This window comes from Acinetobacter sp. CIP 51.11, from assembly GCF_000369665.1.
Taxonomy (GTDB): domain Bacteria; phylum Pseudomonadota; class Gammaproteobacteria; order Pseudomonadales; family Moraxellaceae; genus Acinetobacter; species Acinetobacter lwoffii_S.
Genome location: NZ_KB850128.1, coordinates 725,325 through 746,393 on the forward strand (window position 1 = coordinate 725,325; position 21,069 = coordinate 746,393).

Consider the following 21,069-nt stretch of genomic DNA (forward strand, 5'->3'; position numbering starts at 1 on the left):
TCAACAGCTTTTATTGAGAAACTGCAGATTTTTTCAAATTACGAACCAGTAGATTCAAGGTTTGACGATGATGAGAAAGACGCTGTTCAACCAGCTGGAATTCAACTTTCAGCTTGTCATCCATCTGATGGATTTTTTCAGCCATCGATGCTTTCTTGACCTGAATTTCCTGTTCTTTCAGCTTCGCCCAGTCATTTAAAGTTTGGGTAAATGCATCATATTCCTGTGCGATCTTGGTTTTTACCGCCGAGATATCTTCAGAAACATCATGGCCATATACCGCAAGATCCTGTTCAGCATATTTAAACTTCATTGCCAATTCCGCTTTTTTGATATTAAAGCTAGGAATGCGGCGCAAGTTTTTAGCTAAACCAAGTTTAGAACAAGTCCAGATCAACCATTTAGTTGGATCGTATTGCCACCATTTTACGCCGTTACGGTAATCGTATTGGAAAATGTGGTGATAGTTATGATAACCCTCACCCCAAGTTGCAACCGCGAGTACGAAGTTGTCACGTGCAGTATTTTCGTCGGTATAAGGACGATTTCCCCACATGTGGCAAAGTGAGTTAATGAAGAAGGTTACATGATGGCTCAGGATTAAACGCATTAATCCACCCAACAGCAATACGCCCCAGACATCGCCGACTGCCCAGCCAATTGGCAATAAAATCGCGGCATGAACAGCAATCACTAAAGGAACGTAGTATTTGTCCTGAAACATCACTACTTTGTCTTTTAACAGATCTGGCGCATTTTTATAGTTGGCTGCACCTGATGGATAATCACGTAACATCCAGCCAATATGTGCATACCAGAAACCTCTATTGATCGAGTACGGATCTTGATCAACATCATCGACATGACGGTGATGGGTACGGTGACCAGATGCCCAGAATAAAATACTATTCTGTACAGCAAATGTACCCATAATCATCAAGATGATTTTCAATGGTAAAGTGGCTTCATAAGCACGATGTGCCCACAGGCGATGGTATCCTGCTGTAATGCCGAGGCTGCTTACGCCCAGTAAAACAAACATACTGATCCAAGCGGCAGCGCTAAAATCATGGTGATACGCATACAACGGAATCGCGATCAGGGCTACAATCGGTAAAAATACCAATGCAAACACAGCAATCCAGTTGATGGGGGCTTTGGGTAAGGGAGCATTCATCTCCAACAGCACTCCTAGAACCTCGGAAGGTATAACAAAAAGCAGAAACTACTGTTGGTTTTAACAGCAGCCTATCTTTTCCATATTAGCATGTGCCCTAAGGCATCACTAGCATTATTGTACGGTTGTATTGTACTTGTCAGTAACAGAATAAGTAGGGCAGAAGTGACCATTTTGCGAGCGTAGACAGGCTCTGATTTCCGACTAAGTGAATGAGGATTATCACTCTTTCAGAAAATTGAAACCGAATGAATCAGAGGAAAATAGTTGTTCATAGTTTCTACAATATTATCAGTAAATTTGCAGAATATAGAGGTTGGACAACTTAATTTCACTTTCAAATAAAATCTGATTAAGGAAGATTCACGCTTTCCTTATTGTATTATCGACATGAACTGGGTCAAGAAATACCGAGATCAATCAAGGCTAAGAGAGATTATCTAGAGTTGTTGTAGCATCAATTTTGGATAATCGGTAATCAGCCCCTGAATGCCCCAGTCTCGCAGCTGTTTAGCTCGGGTCACATCATTGACCGTCCAGACACTGATATTCAACTCGGCAGCCTGAGTGGCCTGAATCAGGTCTTTACTGGCCAGTTCATCCATCCAGCCAATATGACAGCATCCAAGTTCCAGCGCCTGATCAATGGCCTGATGTTTGACATCGGTTTCAATCAATAAACCGCGTTTTAAACGTGAGTTTTGCTGTTTGAAAGCATCCAGAATTTTGGCATCAAAGCTGGTAATAATAGCTGCCTGCTCATAGCCTTGTAACTGCTGTTCGACTTCAAACGCGATTTTTTCAGCTGCTGCTTCAGATGCTACGCTTTTAATTTCGACTTCAATATGCTCGAAATTTCGAATGACATTTAAGGTTTGATCGAGCAGTGGGGTCGCTTCGATTTTATTCCATTCTGACCAGGCCATTGCGTGATTATATTGGGTAAGATCTTGACGGTTACACTCGTATAGATGCTTCTGCAAACCGGTGGTACGCACAAAGTCGTCATCATGCATGATGATTAAGGCATTGTCTTTGAGCTGACGGACATCAAACTCAACGGCGCGAATGCCAATCTCCTGAATATATTGAAAACCGCCCAAGGTATTTTCAGGGGCTTCGCCACGTGCACCACGATGACCAATTATGCGCATAAGATGCTCATGAGTGGGAAAGTTAAGTTCATTTTGCGAGGGCTACGTGACAGAAGAATGACACTTTCTATTTTCGTCAGATGCTCTGTAAAATCAAGAGACATCTGACGTGTATTTTTAGATGCTAACTTGAAACATAATTTTACTTTTCGATGCTGTCATTGATATTTTTTTGCCACAGCACTTCGGAACCGCCCTCAGCGCGTTGCAAGGTACGTGATGCGACAAACAACCAGTCCGATAAACGATTAAGTAGTTGCAGTGACGCTGCCTGAATATTTTGGTCACGGTGATGTACCGACATGACGCTGCGTTCTGCACGACGGCAAACAGCGCGGGCCTGATGGGCAAAGCTACACACCAGCGTTCCGGTAGGCAAAATAAAGTCTTTGAGCATTGGTAAGGCCGCATTCATTCGGTCGATATCATTTTCCAAAAACTCAATCGATACCGGTTGCACCAGATTAAAACCCGGAATGCAGACTTCGCCGCCCAGATCAAATAGCCAGTGCTGAATCAGGCTTAAAGATTTATCCCAAGCGGCTTGATCTTTAATAGTGCTTGCTGAAATTTGTGCGCGTAATACGCCAATCACGGCATTCAGTTCGTCGACATCGCCGAGTGCATCAATACGTAAATCATCTTTGGCAACACGTGAGCCATCACCGAGTCCGGTAGTGCCTGAATCGCCTGTGCGCGTGTAAATTTTACTTAAACGGTGGCCCATATGTGTTCCTTGAATTTTTAATGAAGATAATAAAAAAGGATAATGTCGGTCATAACATTATCCATAAACTGCGCTGTTTTAAAGTTTTTTGCTGTTTAGAGCTTAGTATTTAAAGGTGATGCCTGCAGAAGCGAGACGGCCACCGTTCACATAGTACTGGTCGCCAGCGCTATGCACAGTTTTGTATTTCACATCACCGACATTTTCAATGTTAGTAAACAGTTTAACTGTTGGATTAATATTCCAATATGCATTTAAGTCAACACGTGCATAACCTGGAATATCACGACTAAAGTCCTTCGCTTTCGATTTTGCTACCAGTGCAGCACTTAAACCGTAATCGGCATTTTGTAGACCTGTCGATACAGTGAATGACTGACGAGGGCGACGTAATAGCTCTGAATTCTGTTTCGTATCTTCAGTTTTGACATAAGTGTAACCGGCATTAATAAAGAACTGATCTTTTGCCCATTGTGCCGTCAATTCGCCGCCAGTCATCTTGGCTTCATCAATGTTTTGGTTTTGGTAAACAGTAGTTGGAAGCCACTCTTCTCCACAATCAATAATACATTCCGAATTAATTAAATTATCGACTTCCGTATAGAAAGCGGAAGCACCTACTAAAATATTTAATGGAAGTTTTTGATCTATCCCCATTTCATACGAAATGCTTTCTTCAGGCTTCAGTTGATCATTGCCGCCAAAAGCATACATATCATTTAAAGTCGGTGCCTTAAATGCTGAACCAATATTGGTATAAATGCTGGTATTAGGGAGCAGTTGATAACGGATACCACCTTGTGCAACGGTATGTGAGCCAAATTTTTCGTTATCTTCGACACGCACACCCATCTGAGTGCTTAAGTTATTTGTCTGATACTGATGCTGAATATAGTAGCCTGTTGAATTAATATCTTCATCAATAGCCTGGGTTTTTGCATCGGTATTACGCTGGGTAATGCCCAGTAAAACATTTTGTGCTGCTGTGAAATTCCATTTGCCATAGATTTCTGCTTCTTGCGTGGTGCTATGTACAAAGCTGCTTGATGTGACCTGATCTAAGTCATCTTTAAACTGAGATAGACGTGCATTAATTTCAGTGGCTTGTGTTGGGTTAATACGACCTTTTAAGTTTACAATTTTATTTTCAAAATCTTGGCTGGAAAATGCACCCCAATTACTGTATTGGACATTTCCTGAATTTTGACTGTAATCGAGTGATGTTGCATAACGCTCTTTTTCAATACCGAATTTTGCACTATAGCCTTTTTGATCATAACTGTAGTCACGGTTGTCATTGATATTGAATACAGGTGTGCCGTCAGTTTCTAAAACTTGACCGCGAATCTGCGCATACACCCCATTTTCTGCCAAGTCAGCCCCAATAATTGATTTGTAGGTTTGATTCTCACCAATTTCACCTGTTACAAAGGCACTCGTTTTTTCAGGCGTTTTTGTTACAAACTGCACTACACCACCAATTGCGTCTGTACCATAAAGCACAGACGCAGGGCCTTTTAATACTTCAATCTGTTTAAGATCAGTGGTGTCTAAAAAAGGAATAGACGCTGCACCTGTGGTGGCTGTATTTAAACGAACACCATCACGTAGTACTAAAACTTGATTGGAATTGGTACCGCGTAAAAAAATAGAAGTTTGCTGGCCATAACCACCCGATTGCACGACATTAATACTTGGGTCTGTTTTGAGTAAATCTGGTAGTGCTTTAAGAGGTGATTGCTCAAGAATTACAGGTTCAATAATCGAAATACGCGCTGGTACATTTTCAATGTTTTCTGCAGAGCGAGTTGCCGTGACCACAATGGTATCTAAAGATGCTTTCGCAACTTTTTGCTCGTTAGCAAAAACAGATGAGGTGGTACCCAACGCAAGTGCGATCGCACCTACCAAGGCAGTAGGTTGACAATGAAGTGACATGTTAAAGCTCCCTACATTCACTTCCCCGTGAATGATTGAGTTATAGAACACAACAAGCAGGTTTCCGGACTTAAATGTGCAAAGCAGCGACTTTGCTGTATATCCACCTTCCCACATCAAGATGCAGTGGTGTAAACCGAAGAGTTTAAATTGATAGACGTTTCATTTTTTACCGTTGCGGGGGCAGTGCTGGATTTACACCAGCTTCCCTAAAGCCTGAAGGCTTGGACTTGCTGCAAAGTGAGCGCAGTATAAAGTTTGTATGCCTTATAAACAATCTGCATCGAGAATAATCCGGATGAACTTTTACGCAAGTCAGAAAAATTGCATTACAATGATTTGCCCCAATCTTACAGATTGTTCAATACATTGGTAGATCTAGAGCCAACATAATATGCGAACCCGTGCCAAAATTTGTGGAATCACCCGAGTTGAAGATGTACATGCCGTAGCCAATGCTGGTTGTGACGCGATAGGATTTGTATTTTATCCACCGAGTCCGCGGCATGTCACTTTAGAGCAGGCTGAAATCCTGATTCAGTCGGTTCCAGCTTATGTACAGGCGGTGGGTTTATTTGTGAATAGTCACGCAGATGAAATCCAGGCGATTTTAAATAAAATACCGCTGGATATTTTACAATTTCATGGCGATGAAACACCTGAACAGTGTCAGGCTATCGCCCAGCAGGTCGGACGCCGTTGGTATAAAGCCATTCAGGTAAAACCTGATCTGGATGCAGTCGCAGAAATTCAAGGTTATCAAGATGCAGGCGCAAGCGCAGTGCTATTAGATGCATGGCATCCTGATCTGAAAGGTGGCACAGGGCACAGCTTCGATTGGGACACATTTCCCAAACTCAATATTCCCTTGATCTTGGCAGGCGGTTTAAATCCTGACAATATCGAACAGGCAATTCTCACCACACAGGCTTATGCCGTGGATGTGAGTGGCGGTGTCGAGTCCGCAAAAGGTATTAAAGACCAACAACTCATAGAACGCTTTATGCAAGGAGTCCATCGTGGATCAGCAAAGTACTAGCCAGAACAGTCAGGCAGTTGACTATACCCAATTCCCGGATGAACGCGGGCATTTCGGTATTCATGGCGGACGTTTTGTGTCAGAAACACTCATGGCGGCTTTAGAAGACTTGGAAAAGCTCTATTTCCGTATGAAAGATGATGTGCAGTTTTTGGCAGAATTTGACCGTGACATGGCGTTTTACGTCGGTCGTCCGAGTCCTTTATATCATGCTGAACGATGGTCGAAAGAGTTGGGTGGCGCACAGATTTACCTGAAACGTGAAGATCTGAACCATACCGGTTCGCACAAAGTAAATAATACAATTGGTCAGGCCTTACTGGCGAAACTTTCTGGCAAGAAACGTATTATTGCCGAAACAGGGGCAGGCCAGCACGGTGTAGCAACGGCAACGATTGCAGCACGTTTAGGTCTTGAATGCGTAGTATTCATGGGCGCAGATGATGTAAAGCGTCAGGCGATGAACGTCTACCGTATGCGTTTATTAGGCGCGACGGTTGTGCCGGTAGAAAGTGGCTCTAAAACCTTAAAAGATGCCATGAATGAAGCCATGCGTGATTGGGTGACCAATGTTGATTCAACTTATTACGTGATTGGTACTGTGGCAGGCCCACATCCATATCCGCAACTGGTTCGTGATTTCCAGTCGATCATTGGTCGTGAAGCACGCCGTCAGATTCTGGAACAGACTGGCCGTTTACCAGATGCCCTGGTAGCATGTGTCGGTGGTGGATCTAATGCAATGGGCTTGTTCTATCCATTCCTGAATGACCAAGATGTGAAAATGTACGGCGTTGAAGCAGCAGGTCATGGGATTGAATCAGGTAAACATTCTGCGCCATTGAATGCCGGTCATGTCGGTGTTCTGCATGGTAACCGTACTTATCTGATGTCGGATGCGCAAGGTCAGATCATCGAAACCCATTCAATTTCTGCAGGTCTGGATTATCCGGGTGTAGGTCCGGAACATAGTTTCCTGAAAGATATGGATCGCGTGAAATACGTACCGATCAATGACCAGGAAGCTTTACAGGGTTTCCGCGACTTGACCAAGATTGAAGGCATTATTCCGGCGTTAGAAAGCGCACATGCTATGGCTTATGTCACTAAACTTGCACCGACCATGGATAAAGATCAAATTATTATTGCGACGGTTTCAGGTCGTGGTGATAAAGATTTGATGACCGTTGCCCGTATTGATGGCGTGGAAATGGTAGAGATGTAAGCTCCTTAAAGTCCTCTCCTTATAGGAGAGGGTTGGATGAGGTTAAATCTCACAAAAGGATAAGTTAAAAAATCGTGCTAATAAAAATTAGCACGATTTTTTATTGAGTAGATTTTGAAAAAACATGCCTGTATGGAATTAAGAAAATTCACCTTGCGCGCGCTCTTTGGCCCATTCGCGTAAAACAAATTTCTGCAATTTACCGGTCGAGGTTTTTGGAATTTCGGTAATCACCACATCCTTAGGCACTTTAAAGCGGGCCAGATGTTCACGGCAAAATTCCATAATTTCTTCTTCAGTGGCCTTGGTGCCTTCTTTGAGCTCAATAAAGGCACAAGGAACTTCCTGCCAGCGTGGATCAGGCTTGGCGACTACCGCTGCAGTCAGCACCGCCGGATGCTGATACAGTACTTCTTCCACTTCAAGCGATGAAATATTTTCTCCGCCAGAAATAATCACATCTTTGGAACGGTCGGTAATTTTGGCATAGCCATCCGGTTGGCATACCGCCAAATCTCCCGTATGGAACCAGCCACCGGCAAAGGCTTCTGCTGTCGCCTCAGGATTTTTCAGATAACCTTTCATCACGATATTGCCACGGAACATGATTTCACCCATGGTCTGACCATCATGTGGCACTTCCTGCATGGTATCCGGATCAAGCACTTTCATGCCATCTTGCAATGGATACGGGACGCCTTGACGGGAGTGCAACTGTGCCTGTTCCTGAATAGACAGATCGCTCCAGCCTGCCTGTGAAGCGCAGAGTGCAGAGGGGCCATAGGTTTCAGTCAAGCCGTAAACATGCGTTACGTTAATACCGATATTGCGCATGCCTTCAATAATTGCTGCTGGAGGTGCGGCACCCGCCACCATCACTTCGACACGGTGATCAATCTTGGTCTTTTTCTCTTCAGGCGCGTTAATCAACATCGACAGAACAATCGGTGCACCACAGAAGTAATCGACCTTATGTTCAGCGATCAGCTTAAAGATCAGTTCAGCATCGACTTTACGCAGGCAGACATTGGTTCCGCCGTTGGCCGCCATGGTCCAGGCAAAGCACCAGCCATTACAGTGGAAGAGCGGCAGTGTCCATAAATAGGTAGCACGTGGTGTCATGCCACAGGCAATAATATTACTGGCTGCGTTAATGTAGGCACCGCGATGATGATAGACCACGCCTTTCGGATTGCCGGTGGTCCCCGAAGTGTAACTTAAGCTAATGGCATCCCATTCATCTTGAGGTAGATGCCAGTCAAAGTTTGCATTGCCTTGCGCAATCCAGTCTTCATATTCGATTTGGCCAATACGCTTATCTTCACCTTCAAACTCTGCATCAGCCACATCAATCACATAAATGTCTTGTGATACCAGGGCAAGCGCTTCAGTGGCAAGTGCAGTAAATTCAGGATCAACCAATAATACTTTGCTTTCGGCATGCTCCAGCATAAAGGCAAGTGTCTTGGCATCCAGGCGGGTATTTAAGGTGTTGAGGACTGCGCCTGCCATCGGCACAGCAAAATGCGCTTCGATCATGGCAGGGACGTTAGGCAGTAGAACAGACACAGTATCATTTTTACCGATGCCTAATTTTTGGAGTTGGTTGGCAAACTGACGACAACGGTTGTATTTTTCACGCCAAGTGATCCGGCGCTTACCGTGAATAATCGCGTTCTGATTTGGATAGATATAAGCTGCACGATCAAGATAGCGTAAAGGCGATAAGGCTACAAAATTCGCGGGGGTACGCGGTAATTCATCATATGCGCTAACCATTGTAAAACTCCGTTCTATATTTATTTTCATATCCTGTTGAAAAGATATGTATTTCTCAGAAATCTTGCATTTATGCTTTAGTCGAGTACGATTTTACAAATTTTAAGTATTTGAATAGTAATAAAAATATTTCACCCTGCTTAAATGTTTTGAACGCATGGGTTCCCAAGTTTGATTTTTTAGGTATTTTACTCTAGTTGAATCATTAAAATAATATGAGCCAGAGAATAATAATGAAAATACAACAGGCGGATAAAATTGGCGAAATTGGTCAGGGAGCCAGTTCAGTACTGCTCGGATTGTTCAGCCCATCCAGATCAGTGAATTACAAAGTTTAGTGAAGACCCATGCACACATTCGTGCAGTGGGTGCAGGACATTCCTTTAGCCCCTTGGCCAAGACAGATGAGGTGTTGCTTAATCTCGATCAGTTCAAAGGTGTGGTTGCCTTTGATCAAGAGAAAACACAGTGCACCGTGTACGCCGGTACGCGTTTATATGATTTGGGGAAAGATCTGACACCGATCAATCAGGCCTTAATCAATCAGGGCGATATAGACCAGCAAAGTCTGGCCGGAGCGATTTCGACTGGAACGCATGGCACGGGCATCGATTTACCTTGCATATCCGCTTTCGTGAAAGGCTTTGAATTGCTGACCGCAGATGGCGAGCTGTTGCAATGTCATCGTCAGCAGAATACCGAAATATTTCAGGCTGGACGGGTGGCATTGGGCAGCTTGGGTATATTGACCCAAATCACCCTGCAAAATCGTCCCAGATATAAACTAAAAGAACAGATTCGGCTCTGTTCATTAAAAGACATATTTACTCATATTGATCAATGGAAACATCAGCACCGGCATATTGAATTTTGGGCTTTTTTACATGCCGATCAAGTGATGCTGAAAACTCTGGATGAAACGGATGCAACCATTCAGCCGAGAACAGAGAGCTGGCCTTCGGAAGATGCCTTGCTGACCTTGTGTTCAGAATTGACTCGAAAGTTGCCTGCTACGAATCCTTATCTGCAAAAATTGCTCGGTGTCTTTGTCAAACCGACCTGCTATGTCGATTGGTCGCATCGCATTTTCCCCACCCCGCGTAATACCAAATTTAATGAAATGGAATATCAGATTCCGGTTGATTCAGGCTTGCAGTGTCTGGACGAGATTCTGCATATTTTACGTAAACATCAGGTGCCGATGTTTTTCCCGATCGAGTTCCGTTATGTCAAAGGCGATGAGATCTGGCTGAGTCCTTTTTATCAGCGCGATTCAGTGTCTATTTCTATTCACCAGTTCTATAAACAGGATTACCGCACCATCTTTGATCTGATTGAACCGATTTTACAGAAATATCAGGGACGGCCGCATTGGGGCAAATTGCATAGCATGAGCACCGCTTCGCTGCGCGAACTCTACCCAAAATGGGATGATTTTATGGTGCTACGTCAGCAACTGGATCCGCAGCAAAAATGGCTCAATCCGTACCTAAAGCAACTGTTTTTGTCTGGTAAATGAGGAGAGGGTGATGCAATCGAATTATTTTCAGCAGTTAACACAGGATTTAAAACAGCAGGGCACTGGCACACCGCAACTGATTCTGGATTTGGCGCAATATCGACATAATCTGGAGGTTATGCAGTCGAAATTGCCTGAACAGTTACAACCGCGTCTGGTGGTGAAATCCTTGGCGAGTATTCCGCTACTCAAACTGGCCAGTGAAAAGCTGAATACCCAGCGCTTTATGGTTTTTCATCTGCCGCATCTTGCGGAAATTATGGAGGCATTTTCACAAGCGGATATTCTGTTGGGAAAACCGATGCCAATTCAGGCGCTAAAATCTTTTTATCAAACTTTATCTGATCAAAATAAAATCAATGATCAAGGAAGTATTCAATGGCTGATTGATGATGTAGAACATCTGCAACAATATCTTCAGCTCGCACAACGACTCAATATTCGTTTGCATGTAAACATTGAAATTGATGTGGGCCTGCATCGTGGCGGCGTACAAACGCAGCAGCAATTTATAGCCTTAAGGAAGCTGATTCAGCACAACGCGGCTTATCTCAAACTTTCGGGTCTAATGGGCTATGATGCACATGTCGCCAAACTGCCAAAAATTTTGAAAAGTCCCGACAAAAGTTATCAGCAATCGCAGCAGATGTATCAACAATACAAAAGTATTCTTCAGCGAAAATTCCCGGATTTATGGCATGAAGGTTTGTGTTTTAACGGTGGGGGAAGTCCAACCTTTATGCAGCATTGCCAGCAAAGTGTCTGTAATGATCTGGCCTTTGGCTCGATGCTGCTTAAGCCGAGTGATTTTGATCTGGAAAATTTGTCCGCTTTAAGCTGTGCTTTATGGATTGCCGCACCCATTTTAAAAGTGTTGCCTTGTAGTCAGATTCCCCGTCTGGAGCTGCTGAATTATCTTCCTCATCAATATAAAGCCGTATTTATTTACGGAGGCTATTGGCGAGCGGATTATATCTACCCTGAAAAAAGCCGGCCGCATGTATTGTATGGCCGCAGCAGCAATCAGGAAATACTTCAGATGCCCATGCAGTGCGATATTCATGTCGATGATTATGTGTTTTTAAGACCGACACAAAGTGAAGCTATCATCCCGCAATTCGCACAGCTGTATGTCTATGCAGAAGGGAAGTTTCTCCAGTGGCAGACGTTCCGGGAATAACTACATTCTGAACTGAAAAATGCGCCTAAGCCTTTAACGATCTGGCACAGATTTGATGGTAAATCTTATTTTTATTGGGAAAAGGTTTAATCATGCGGCCAAGCCGTGTAAAATTCGAATCGATTTTATTTATCCACCGTTTTTATCTTTTGAGGCTGTGCCTCGATCATAATCTCGCGGTGATATGCTCCATGGTACGGGGCATCACTCCTTAAGGATTTCTTATGCCAATTATCACTTTGCCAAATGGCGATCAAAAACAGTTTGATCACGCCGTATCTGTGATGGACGTTGCACTTAGCATTGGTCCTGGTCTTGCAAAAAATACAGTTGCTGGTCGTGTCAACGATCGTTTGGTTGATGCGTCTGATCTCATCACTGAAGATGCAACACTACAAATCATCACGCCTAAAGACGAAGCCGGTGTCGAGATCATTCGCCATTCTTGTGCGCATTTGGTCGGTCATGCGGTTAAGCAACTGTTCCCAGAAGCAAAGATGGTCATTGGTCCAGTCATTGAAGAAGGTTTCTACTATGACATCTGGATGCCACGTCCGTTTACCTTAGACGACATGGCAGCGATTGAAGAGCGTATGAAAAAGCTCATCGATCAAGACTATGATGTTGTGAAAAAAATGACGCCGCGTGATGAAGTCATTGCTGAATTCACTGCGCGTGGCGAAGAATACAAATTGCGCCTGATCGCAGACATGCCTGAAGAAACACAAATGGGCTTGTACTACCATCAGGATTATTTGGATATGTGCCGTGGTCCGCATGTACCAAATACCAAATTCCTCAAATCGTTCAAGTTGACTAAAATCTCTGGTGCTTACTGGCGCGGTGACGCGAAAAACGAACAGCTACAACGTATTTACGGTACAGCGTGGGCAGACAAAAAACAGCTTGCTGCTTATGTAAAACGTATTGAAGAAGCAGAAAAACGCGATCACCGTAAAATTGGTAAAGCGCTAGACTTGTTCCATATGCAAGAAGAAGCACCAGGTATGGTGTTCTGGCATCCGAACGGCTGGACCATTTACCAGGTTCTTGAACAGTACATGCGTAAAGTTCAGCAAGACAATGGCTACGAAGAAATCCGTACCCCACAAGTGGTCGATTTCACGCTGTGGGAAAAATCGGGTCATGCTGCCAACTATGCAGACAACATGTTCACCACGCATTCTGAAAACCGTAACTATGCGGTGAAGCCAATGAACTGTCCTTGTCACGTACAAGTGTTCAATCAAGGTTTGAAGTCATACCGTGATCTTCCTGTTCGTTTGGCAGAGTTCGGTTCATGTCACCGTAACGAGCCATCAGGTTCTTTACACGGTATTATGCGTGTACGTGGCTTTACTCAAGATGATGCGCATATCTTCTGTACCAAAGAACAGATTGGGCCTGAAGTTGCAGACTTTATCAAATTGACACTGGATGTATACAAAGACTTTGGCTTCGAAGAAGTACAAATGAAATTGTCGACGCGTCCTGAAAAACGTGTCGGAGATGACAAGCTTTGGGATATGGCAGAAAAATCTTTGGCAGATGCTTTAGATGCTGCGGGTCTTGAGTGGGAGCTTCAACCGGGTGAGGGCGCATTCTACGGTCCGAAGATTGAATTCTCTCTGAAAGACTGCTTAGGTCGTGTCTGGCAGTGTGGTACCATTCAGTGTGACTTTAACTTGCCAGAACGTTTAGATGCGTCTTATGTCACTGAAGATAATGACCGCGATCAGCCAGTAATGTTACATCGTGCAATTCTTGGCAGTTTCGAGCGTTTTATTGGTATACTGATCGAACACTACGCAGGCTTCATGCCACCTTGGTTGGCACCAATGCAAGCGTGTGTGATGAACATTACCGATTCTCAAGCTGAGGCATGTGAGTCAGTCGTCGCAAAACTTAAAGAAAACGGTATCCGTGCAATTTCTGACTTGAGAAATGAGAAAATCGGCTTTAAGATTCGTGAACGTACATTAGAGCGTATTCCTTACTTACTGGTACTTGGGGACCGTGAAGTAGAGGAAGGTACCGTAAACGTGCGTACCCGCTCAGGAACAAATTTGGGTACTATGTCAATCGATGCTTTCGTTGACCTAGTAAAAGCAGCCGTAGCCGAACGCGGCCGGTACATTGTGGAGTAACAGCGATTAAACAGCCTGACCGTAATCAACAGGGCGGTAACAAATCAAACCGTCCTGCCTTGAATGATGAAATTCGTGCGAAAGAAGTCCGTCTTGTAGACGAAAATGGTGAGCAGAAAGGGATTGTAAGCTTAGCTGATGCCCTACGCGCAGCAGAAAGTGTTGAACTTGATCTTGTTGAGATCGTAGCAAACGCTGAGCCACCAGTATGTAAGATCATGGACTTCAACAAGCATTTGTTTGATCTTAAGCAAAAGCAGAAAGAAGCGAAGAAAAAACAACATCAAGTCCAGGTGAAAGAAATCAAGCTACGCCCGGGTACTGATGTTGGTGATTACAACGTAAAACTACGTGCAATCATCAAGTTCCTTGAAGAAGGTAACAAGGTGAAAATCACGCTTCGTTTCCGTGGTCGTGAAATGGCGCACCAACAGTTGGGTCTAGCTCAATTGCAAAAAATTGAAGCTGACGTGGCTGAATTCGGTACTGTTGAACAGATGCCGAAAATGGAAGGGCGTCAAATGGGTATGCTACTTGGTCCTAAAAAGAAAAAGTAAGCACTCATTAAGCGAAAAAAGCCCTGCATATGCAGGGCTTTTTTTATTCTTTAAAATTCCAGGCGCTTTGTATGGCGTACATAATCTGTTGAGCTTGCTGGCGGGAAAACATCGACAGCTGAATCCGGAAAAATCCAAGACAAATTTGATTCATCAGACCGGGCTGGCACAATTTAAAATCCAAAGTGCCATCGCGTTGACTAATCACATGCGCTGGCATGTTATAGAGCCAGCGTTTGAGGTGCGCTTTGAGAGAATCATAGCGCGGATTCAGAAAACTATACTGTACGGAATGTCGTTTTAAGCACAGGCTGATGCGGAAACCGGCCAAAGTATAATAAATGGCTTGTGAGGTTATTTTGAGTTTGGTTCCCTGCATAAGCAGCGAAAGACCAAGAAAGCCGCCAATATAAATATAAAAGTCAGGAGACTCCTGCCATAAAAATAATAGTCCTTGGAAAAAACTGGAATTGCTACGCACACTGCTGAAATAAAAAATGCTGAATATTCCGACCGGATAACAAAACAGCAAATATCCCGTAGTGCGCATGATCGGGCTAGCTTGATGAAACAGGATGTTTTCTGGCACATTCATGGTTTATTTTTATGATCAGAAAGCGTATTGCCTTAATGAGCTTAGGTAATCTGTAGCCAAAAAGAAAGGCCCTTTCGGACCTTCCTTTGCGTACTTAATCAAGCTTATTCCACTGATTTTTCATCGTTTGCAATGAGCAGTTTATTGCCAATCGGGATTTGACGTGGCAATTTTTCTTCTGGAATAATGCGCTGCAAGTCGATGATCAATAAACCATTTTCATAGTCTGCCTGTTGTACCTCTATATATTCATCCAGACGTAAAGACAATTTAAATGCACGTCGCGCAATGCCTTTGTACAGGAATTCAATACTGTCATTGCTCTGGTTTTCAGGCTTGCCTAGGATGGTCAGCAACTTATTTTCCAGACGAATGTCGAGTTCTTCCTGACGAAAACCCGCAGTTGCCACCACGATGCGGTAATTATTCTCACCACGCTTTTCGATATTATACGGTGGGTAATTCGGTGCATCGCTTTGCATGGCATAGTCAATAAAGTCATTCAAGCGATCAAAGCCAATACTACGACGAAATAATGGATGAAGATTTAAGTTACTCATGATTAGAACCTTCTCACTAAAGCAAAGTTATAAAAACAAGAAAATAAGATCTGTCATGTCAGACATCAACAGCGCATAAGATTGACGCAATCCTTATGCAGAAATAAATATGTGTTTGGAGCTGAAATTTTCAAGATCAAAAAGAAAAAAATATATAAATTTTTAATAAGATTTTGATATTTATTGAAAAATAATTTTAAAATGCAGACTTGTTGTTTCTTTCTAAATCCTCTATGTTGAGTACATCGTCGCATAGTAAAAGTGCAGGGAGTATTAGAAGAAAATGATCGATTTATATTATTGGGGCACCCCCAACGGCCATAAAATTAGTATTGCTCTAGAAGAAATGGGGCTGGAATATCAAATTATTCCCATCAATATTCTGGAAAATGACCAGTTCCAGTCCGATTTTCTGGCTATTTCTCCCAATAATAAAATCCCGGCAATTGTTGATCAGGATGGGCCACATGGCCGCGCCATTTCAATTTTTGAGTCAGGTGCGATCTTGCAATATCTGGGTCGCAAAACAAGTCTGTTTTATCCAGCCGATGAAGTGAAGCGTATTCAGGTCGAACAGTGGCTGATGTGGCAAATGGGCGGTTTGGGGCCGATGCTCGGGCAAAATCATCACTTTAGCCGTTTTGCACCTGAGCGGATTGCTTATGCCACAGAGCGCTATGTCAATGAAAGCAAGCGTTTATATGGGGTGTTGAATAAACAGCTGGTCGGGCAGGAGTATGTGGCTGGCGAATACTCGATTGCAGATATGGCCATTTTCCCTTGGTTATTACGGCATGACTGGCAGCAGATCACTCTGGAAGACTATCCTGAAGTTTCCAAATATATCGATCGTTTGAATGCTCGTCCTGCGGTTCAGAAAGCGTTGGCAATACAGGTCAGTTAAGCGTCTGCCTTTATGTTAAAATAGCCTTAAGCAAATAAAGCCACCCTTACGGTGGTTTTTTATTGGATGGATATATGAACGATTTTCTTCTGAACTTTACCAAGATTGTTGAAAGTAATACCCGAATTTACTGGAGCATTCTTTTCGGCATTGCTGCATGTTTAGTGCTGTATGTTGCTGAAATTGTGCATATCGATCAGGTGATTGCTGCCCTAAATACCAAAGATCAGCAGATTCTCCGTGCTGCAATTGCACCGCTCAATGAGCAGTATAAGTGGGCGCGGATCATGGCGATGGTGACGGCAGTCGTTTGGTCCAGTTGGGAATACAGTAAAGCCAAGAAAAAAATGGGCTTGAGCCATTAATGCTGTAATGAGCCTATTTTTACTGTTTCTGTCGGCCTTTGGTGCAGCGACCTTACTACCTTTACAGTCTGAAGCGGTTTTGCTGGGGCTTTTAGTGCAGAACAAGCAGCATGCAGTGCTGTTAATTGCCGTGGCCAGTCTGGGCAATATTCTGGGGTCTTGTGTGAACTGGTATCTGGGTCTCAAGATTGAACATTATAAGAATAAAAAGTGGTTCCCGGTTTCAGCAGACAAGATGCTCAAGGCGCAAAAGACCTATCAGAAATATGGTTACTGGTCTTTACTGCTGAGCTGGGTGCCTATCATTGGTGATCCAATCACTTTAATTGCGGGACTATTAAAAGAAAACTTCGCCCGTTTTCTGCTGATGGTCAGTATCGCTAAAATTGGACGTTATCTGTTTGTCTATGCTGCCTTTGCCATGTTCTAAGCCTGCAGCTATTTTCCTGATCCAGTCTTGGATATTATTTCAGAGCGAAATCATTCTTTAAATTCGCTTATTGGGTGAAGATGCTTTTGTTTTAAACAAAGATGCTTTAGAATACTCGCTCCCTTACCTGCAGGTCGTTTTGTAATGGTGCAAACGAGCCGAACAGGTGTTCAAAAGAGGTTGTTATGCCTAAGATGAAAACTCGCCGTGGTGCAGCTAAACGCTTTAAAGCGACTGCTAACGGTTTTAAGCGTAAACAAGCGTTCAAACGCCACATTTTGACCAAAAAATCTGCTAAGCGTATTCGTCAATTGCGCGGCTGTGTAATGGTTCACGTAAGTGACGTTGCTTCAGTTCGTCGTATGTGCCCGTACATCTAAGGAGATTATAAATGGCTCGTGTAAAACGTGGTGTACAGGCTCATCGCCGTCACAAAAAAATTCTTGCTCGCGCTAAAGGTTACTATGGTGCTCGTTCACGCGTTTACCGCGTAGCGTTCCAGGCGGTAATCAAAGCTGGTCAATATGCTTACCGTGACCGTCGTCAGAAGAAACGTCAATTCCGCGCTTTGTGGATTGCACGTATCAACGCTGGTGCTCGTCAAAATGGTTTGTCGTACAGCCGTATGATCGCTGGCTTGAAAAAAGCTCAAGTGATTATCGACCGTCGCGTACTTGCTGACATCGCTATGCATGACGCAGTTGCGTTTGCTGCTTTAGCTTCTAAAGCTAAAGATGCATTGGCTGCATAAGTCTTTATGACTTGAAAAAGACCGCTTTTAGCGGTCTTTTTTTTAGATAATTTTAAGTTTCCTTTCCTGAGTATGAAATTTCATATTGGTAAGCTTTTCGAGCATAGAAATAGAAATATTTAACTCATTGGAAATTTCTTCAGCAGAAATACCATCATCTAATATAATATTTAAAGCTTCTTGAAGAAGAGTAGGAGTTTCGATAGGCATACTAATATCCTCCGATTCCTGTCTTGCCTCGCCATTGACTCTTAGGTGGATAGCACCAGTTTTATATTGATTGTCATCAATTAGATTAAGTTGCTTTGCTCTATATAGAATAGCTGCTTTACTAATTCCCCAAATTCTTTTGAATTCACTCATTTTATTCCAATCAAACCTTCCACCTTTAAATAAGATTGGAAAATTTGTTCTTAGCATGGATTGAGGTAATAGTAGTGCGCTAGAAAATCTATGCGCTTGAGACTCAGTTAGGTTGTCGCCAGTAGTAACTCCATTATGAAGTACCATATGACCTATCTCATGTGCAATATCAAATCTTTGTCTGCAGGCACTTTTTTTACTAGTGTTTCGAACAATAATAGGTCTTTGACAAATCAATGATAAAGCATCAACTTCACTTGAAATAGAGTCAAAATCAGTTATAACAATGCCAACATCTTCACAGAACTCCGTTAAATTTTCGATGGGAGCTAAATTTAAATCAAATTGTTTTCTAAATTCCTCTGCAATTTTCTCAATTTGCTCACCTGTTAATTGATTATGATCAATTTCAATAGAATTAATTAAATATTCGGGCAAATCCACATGATGTTCAATATATCTAATTAACCGATTTAATTGTTCTGCTCTAGAAATAACGACTTGTTTTGCAAACTGTCGTGATGATTTAAGACTACGAAAATGGATTTGGTCTTCTTGTAAAGGAGAATGTACTTGATAGAAAAAATCTTTCTTTACATTAAAAATATCACATAACTCATTTAACAGTTCCTCAGTAGGATAACTAAGACCTGTTTCGAGTTTATGTATATATTGTTTTGACTTTTGAACTTTAGCTGCTACGTCTTCAAGTGATAACTCATTAAATAAACGCAGCAGTTTTAGTTCTAATCCATTAAAGGAATTAAACATTGTGGAACCTAATAATTGATTCAATTCTCTTGTGATTTGTTAGCTTTATTACGTTTACTAGATAGATTTCTAGTGCGTTTTTTGCCATTACTATCAGGGGTAAACAAATCATTTGTTTGAATTGAAGGAGCAAAGCTAGATGAATTATATTCCCAGAAAGCGACTATATTTTCGTTAATGTCATAGCTGACAAAACGGACAGTGGCTAATGGGAATCCATCTTCATCAATTGAATACATGAGTAAGAAATTGGAATAGCAAGGTAAGCCAACTTCATTGAAAAGGCTTAATTGTTCTGTTAAGACAAATGCACCTTTCTTGGTTGGATAAAAATAATTCTTTTCCTCAAAAAAACGACAAGGTGTTTGTCCTACTTTGAAAATAAATTTATTCGTTTTATCAACTATTTCAAATTTGTAAGGACAAGAATCATTGAGGAATTCTCTTTTCAAACAATTATGAGTTCTCTTAAAGAAAACAGTACCAAAGGTATAATTGTCATCATCAATATCACGGGTGTCTCGAAAACTTTTATCGAAACACTGAAGCATTAATTTTGCAATATAAGTTAACTTGTCATCTGTTAACTCTTTATCAAATGTTGAAGGGTGGGGGTATTTGACCATAAATAACGTATCCTTTACTTAATGTAATGTGGAAATCCTAAGTAGCGAATTTTTAATTTATTTCATTTTTATAAAAACGTCAACCAAATTATTTCTGATTATAGAAAAAGTCAACCAATTTTGACTTTGTCCATTAATTTTTTAAAATTTCTTGTGTTTAAAAAAGCTGCTAAAAAAATAGCTTCTTAAAATTCTTTTAAAGCCCGAAATAGTAACCAATCAGACAGATAATCACGGTAATCACAATTAAGGTCACTACATTTGCAGAAGAACTGGCTTTACCTGGATCTTGAGGTTTTTCTGCTTTAGAAATTTTTGGTGAGCGGTCTTCAGTACTCATACCGACAAATGGGTCAGGTGCAACTTTAGGTGTTAGCTGTGCAGTTTTATAGTGGTTGGCGACTTTGCTGATGAATTTAGCACTTAAATCATCAATTTTTTGCGAAAAATGTCGCAGATTGAGTTGCTGCTCCGGGCTGAGTACTTCGCCATCTGCACGATAGGGATGCTGGATTTTAGTTTGAATAAAGTCGTTTAAGGCGTCTAGGCGGTACAAAGTCTGGTGAGCATAATCCGCTGAATAGTCAGTGGGAATTAAGGCCAAATGACTTTCGCTATCGGCCTGAATGGCAGGCATGGTGCCGTAATAAGGCAAATTGGTATACGCCGGCTCGGTAAAATCTTGGGCAAGGCTACTTTCAAAGAGTTCATGATCGGTATAGGCCTGGATATCATCCCAGTTTGGCGCTTCTAGTTCCACATCAATGCGCTTGGCTAGTTTGGGATTTAATTCATAACACCAGAATGTTTCATGGCGTAAAGGGGACTGTTGTGATTTGGGCGCTTCGTAGTCATTGTCCGCGCTGTACCATTCAGGCAGTTCCTTGCCGATGATCCAGGCAGTTTTGGCTTTGGCGCCATGACTGACAATAAAATGTGCCAGTGGCAGTAGCTCGACATTGGCATTCGGATTGTTCTCATCAACCAGTAAATCAGAGCGATGTAAGCTAAGGCGACGCACACCTTGTTTTTTCAGGCCTTCCAGCCAGATCTGGAAATGCTGGGCCAGCAGATGTTGTGACATCAGATCCCGAAAGGCAAACTGATGCTGATTAAAAATGGAATGTTGAATCCAACGATTGAAACTCAGGTCCTGAGTCAAATACTCATTGCCGTAAGTGACGAGGGTCAGTTGCTGTTTCCAAATTTGATCGAGTGCCATAGTGATTTGATCTGATTGATATTGTGTTTATCTTATACTT

Annotated in this window: 21 protein-coding genes and 1 riboswitch; of the genes, 11 read left to right on the plus strand and 10 right to left on the minus strand. The window is 42.5% G+C overall.

Translation table 11 applies throughout. The features are described 5' to 3' along the window. Positions 1 to 10 precede the first annotated feature (10 nt). The 4 genes from F894_RS03660 to F894_RS03675 all read right to left on the minus strand — a co-directional run bounded on the left by F894_RS03660 (position 11) and on the right by F894_RS03675 (position 4,996). Complete coding sequence (locus tag F894_RS03660) at positions 11 to 1,177, minus strand: acyl-CoA desaturase (RefSeq protein WP_005246022.1); 1,167 nt, start codon at positions 1,175 to 1,177, stop codon at positions 11 to 13. Between the two features lie 440 nt (positions 1,178 to 1,617). After that, positions 1,618 to 2,331 (minus strand): glycerophosphodiester phosphodiesterase, encoded by a 714-nt coding sequence (locus F894_RS03665; protein ID WP_005107833.1) that lies wholly within the window; start codon positions 2,329 to 2,331, stop codon positions 1,618 to 1,620. Between the two features lie 142 nt (positions 2,332 to 2,473). After that, positions 2,474 to 3,058, minus strand: coding sequence for a cob(I)yrinic acid a,c-diamide adenosyltransferase (locus F894_RS03670; RefSeq protein ID WP_005246023.1), 585 nt, complete (start codon positions 3,056 to 3,058; stop codon positions 2,474 to 2,476). Between the two features lie 102 nt (positions 3,059 to 3,160). Continuing rightward, on the minus strand, positions 3,161 to 4,996 hold the full coding sequence (locus tag F894_RS03675; RefSeq protein WP_005246025.1) for a TonB-dependent receptor plug domain-containing protein: 1,836 nt from the start codon (positions 4,994 to 4,996) through the stop codon (positions 3,161 to 3,163). 37 nt (positions 4,997 to 5,033) lie between these two features. Continuing rightward, positions 5,034 to 5,245, minus strand: a riboswitch (cobalamin riboswitch). Between the two features lie 145 nt (positions 5,246 to 5,390). Here F894_RS03675 and F894_RS03680 point away from each other — a divergent pair. Together F894_RS03680 and trpB are read left to right on the plus strand one after the other, a co-directional pair. After that, entirely contained in the window at positions 5,391 to 6,035 is a 645-nt protein-coding gene (locus tag F894_RS03680) for a phosphoribosylanthranilate isomerase (protein ID WP_005103301.1), read from the plus strand. After that, complete coding sequence (trpB, locus tag F894_RS03685) at positions 6,016 to 7,260, plus strand: tryptophan synthase subunit beta (RefSeq protein WP_005246026.1); 1,245 nt, start codon at positions 6,016 to 6,018, stop codon at positions 7,258 to 7,260. The genes F894_RS03680 and trpB overlap by 20 nt, the downstream gene beginning before the upstream one ends. A 138-nt stretch (positions 7,261 to 7,398) precedes the next feature. Here the strand turns inward: trpB and F894_RS03690 are convergent, their stop codons facing one another. Further along, entirely contained in the window at positions 7,399 to 9,039 is a 1,641-nt protein-coding gene (locus tag F894_RS03690) for an acyl-CoA synthetase (RefSeq protein WP_005246027.1), read from the minus strand. 298 nt (positions 9,040 to 9,337) lie between these two features. Between F894_RS03690 and F894_RS03695 the strand changes: the two genes are divergently transcribed. The 4 genes from F894_RS03695 (at position 9,338) to infC (ending at position 14,442) form a co-directional block, all read left to right on the plus strand. Continuing rightward, positions 9,338 to 10,558, plus strand: coding sequence for a D-arabinono-1,4-lactone oxidase (locus F894_RS03695; RefSeq protein WP_051064112.1), 1,221 nt, complete (start codon positions 9,338 to 9,340; stop codon positions 10,556 to 10,558). Positions 10,559 to 10,568: 10 nt separating this feature from the next. Continuing rightward, entirely contained in the window at positions 10,569 to 11,738 is a 1,170-nt protein-coding gene (locus tag F894_RS03700; RefSeq protein ID WP_005246029.1) for an alanine racemase, read from the plus strand. A gap of 224 nt (positions 11,739 to 11,962) precedes the next feature. Then, on the plus strand, positions 11,963 to 13,885 hold the full coding sequence (thrS, locus tag F894_RS03705; RefSeq protein WP_004278291.1) for a threonine--tRNA ligase: 1,923 nt from the start codon (positions 11,963 to 11,965) through the stop codon (positions 13,883 to 13,885). A 5-nt stretch (positions 13,886 to 13,890) separates the two neighbouring features. Continuing rightward, positions 13,891 to 14,442, plus strand: coding sequence for a translation initiation factor IF-3 (gene infC / locus F894_RS03710; protein WP_071850398.1), 552 nt, complete (start codon positions 13,891 to 13,893; stop codon positions 14,440 to 14,442). Between the two features lie 43 nt (positions 14,443 to 14,485). Here infC and F894_RS03715 read toward each other — a convergent pair whose 3' ends face one another. Both F894_RS03715 and F894_RS03720 read right to left on the minus strand, forming a co-directional pair. Beyond that, a complete protein-coding gene (locus F894_RS03715; RefSeq protein WP_005246030.1) occupies positions 14,486 to 15,037 on the minus strand; it encodes a hypothetical protein in 552 nt (183 codons plus the stop codon). A 104-nt stretch (positions 15,038 to 15,141) separates the two neighbouring features. Then, the gene (locus F894_RS03720) at positions 15,142 to 15,597 is read right to left on the minus strand and encodes an Hsp20 family protein (RefSeq protein WP_004732955.1); all 456 of its coding nucleotides are present in this window, start codon (positions 15,595 to 15,597) and stop codon (positions 15,142 to 15,144) included. A gap of 283 nt (positions 15,598 to 15,880) precedes the next feature. On the opposite strand from F894_RS03720, the gene F894_RS03725 reads away from it, so the two are divergent. The 5 genes from F894_RS03725 to rplT all read left to right on the plus strand — a co-directional run bounded on the left by F894_RS03725 (position 15,881) and on the right by rplT (position 18,047). Further along, entirely contained in the window at positions 15,881 to 16,501 is a 621-nt protein-coding gene (locus tag F894_RS03725; protein ID WP_004732952.1) for a glutathione S-transferase family protein, read from the plus strand. Between the two features lie 74 nt (positions 16,502 to 16,575). Further along, positions 16,576 to 16,866, plus strand: a complete 291-nt coding sequence (locus tag F894_RS03730) for a hypothetical protein (RefSeq protein ID WP_004732951.1) — start codon at positions 16,576 to 16,578, stop codon at positions 16,864 to 16,866. A 7-nt stretch (positions 16,867 to 16,873) separates the two neighbouring features. Further along, positions 16,874 to 17,296 carry a YqaA family protein gene (locus F894_RS03735; protein WP_005246032.1) on the plus strand — a complete coding sequence of 141 codons (423 nt, stop codon included), beginning with the start codon at positions 16,874 to 16,876 and terminating at the stop codon, positions 17,294 to 17,296. Positions 17,297 to 17,481: 185 nt separating this feature from the next. Then, positions 17,482 to 17,676 carry a 50S ribosomal protein L35 gene (gene rpmI / locus F894_RS03740; RefSeq protein WP_004278281.1) on the plus strand — a complete coding sequence of 65 codons (195 nt, stop codon included), beginning with the start codon at positions 17,482 to 17,484 and terminating at the stop codon, positions 17,674 to 17,676. Positions 17,677 to 17,687: 11 nt separating this feature from the next. Continuing rightward, positions 17,688 to 18,047, plus strand: coding sequence for a 50S ribosomal protein L20 (gene rplT / locus F894_RS03745; RefSeq protein ID WP_004647525.1), 360 nt, complete (start codon positions 17,688 to 17,690; stop codon positions 18,045 to 18,047). 42 nt (positions 18,048 to 18,089) lie between these two features. On the opposite strand, the gene F894_RS03750 is transcribed toward rplT, so the two are convergent. From F894_RS03750 to F894_RS03760, 3 genes are all read right to left on the minus strand, one after another. Beyond that, positions 18,090 to 19,181 carry a helix-turn-helix domain-containing protein gene (locus tag F894_RS03750; protein WP_005246033.1) on the minus strand — a complete coding sequence of 364 codons (1,092 nt, stop codon included), beginning with the start codon at positions 19,179 to 19,181 and terminating at the stop codon, positions 18,090 to 18,092. A gap of 20 nt (positions 19,182 to 19,201) precedes the next feature. Beyond that, positions 19,202 to 19,807 carry a hypothetical protein gene (locus tag F894_RS03755; protein WP_005246034.1) on the minus strand — a complete coding sequence of 202 codons (606 nt, stop codon included), beginning with the start codon at positions 19,805 to 19,807 and terminating at the stop codon, positions 19,202 to 19,204. Between the two features lie 196 nt (positions 19,808 to 20,003). After that, positions 20,004 to 21,029 (minus strand): hypothetical protein, encoded by a 1,026-nt coding sequence (locus F894_RS03760; protein ID WP_005246035.1) that lies wholly within the window; start codon positions 21,027 to 21,029, stop codon positions 20,004 to 20,006. Between the last annotated feature and the right edge of the window lie 40 nt (positions 21,030 to 21,069).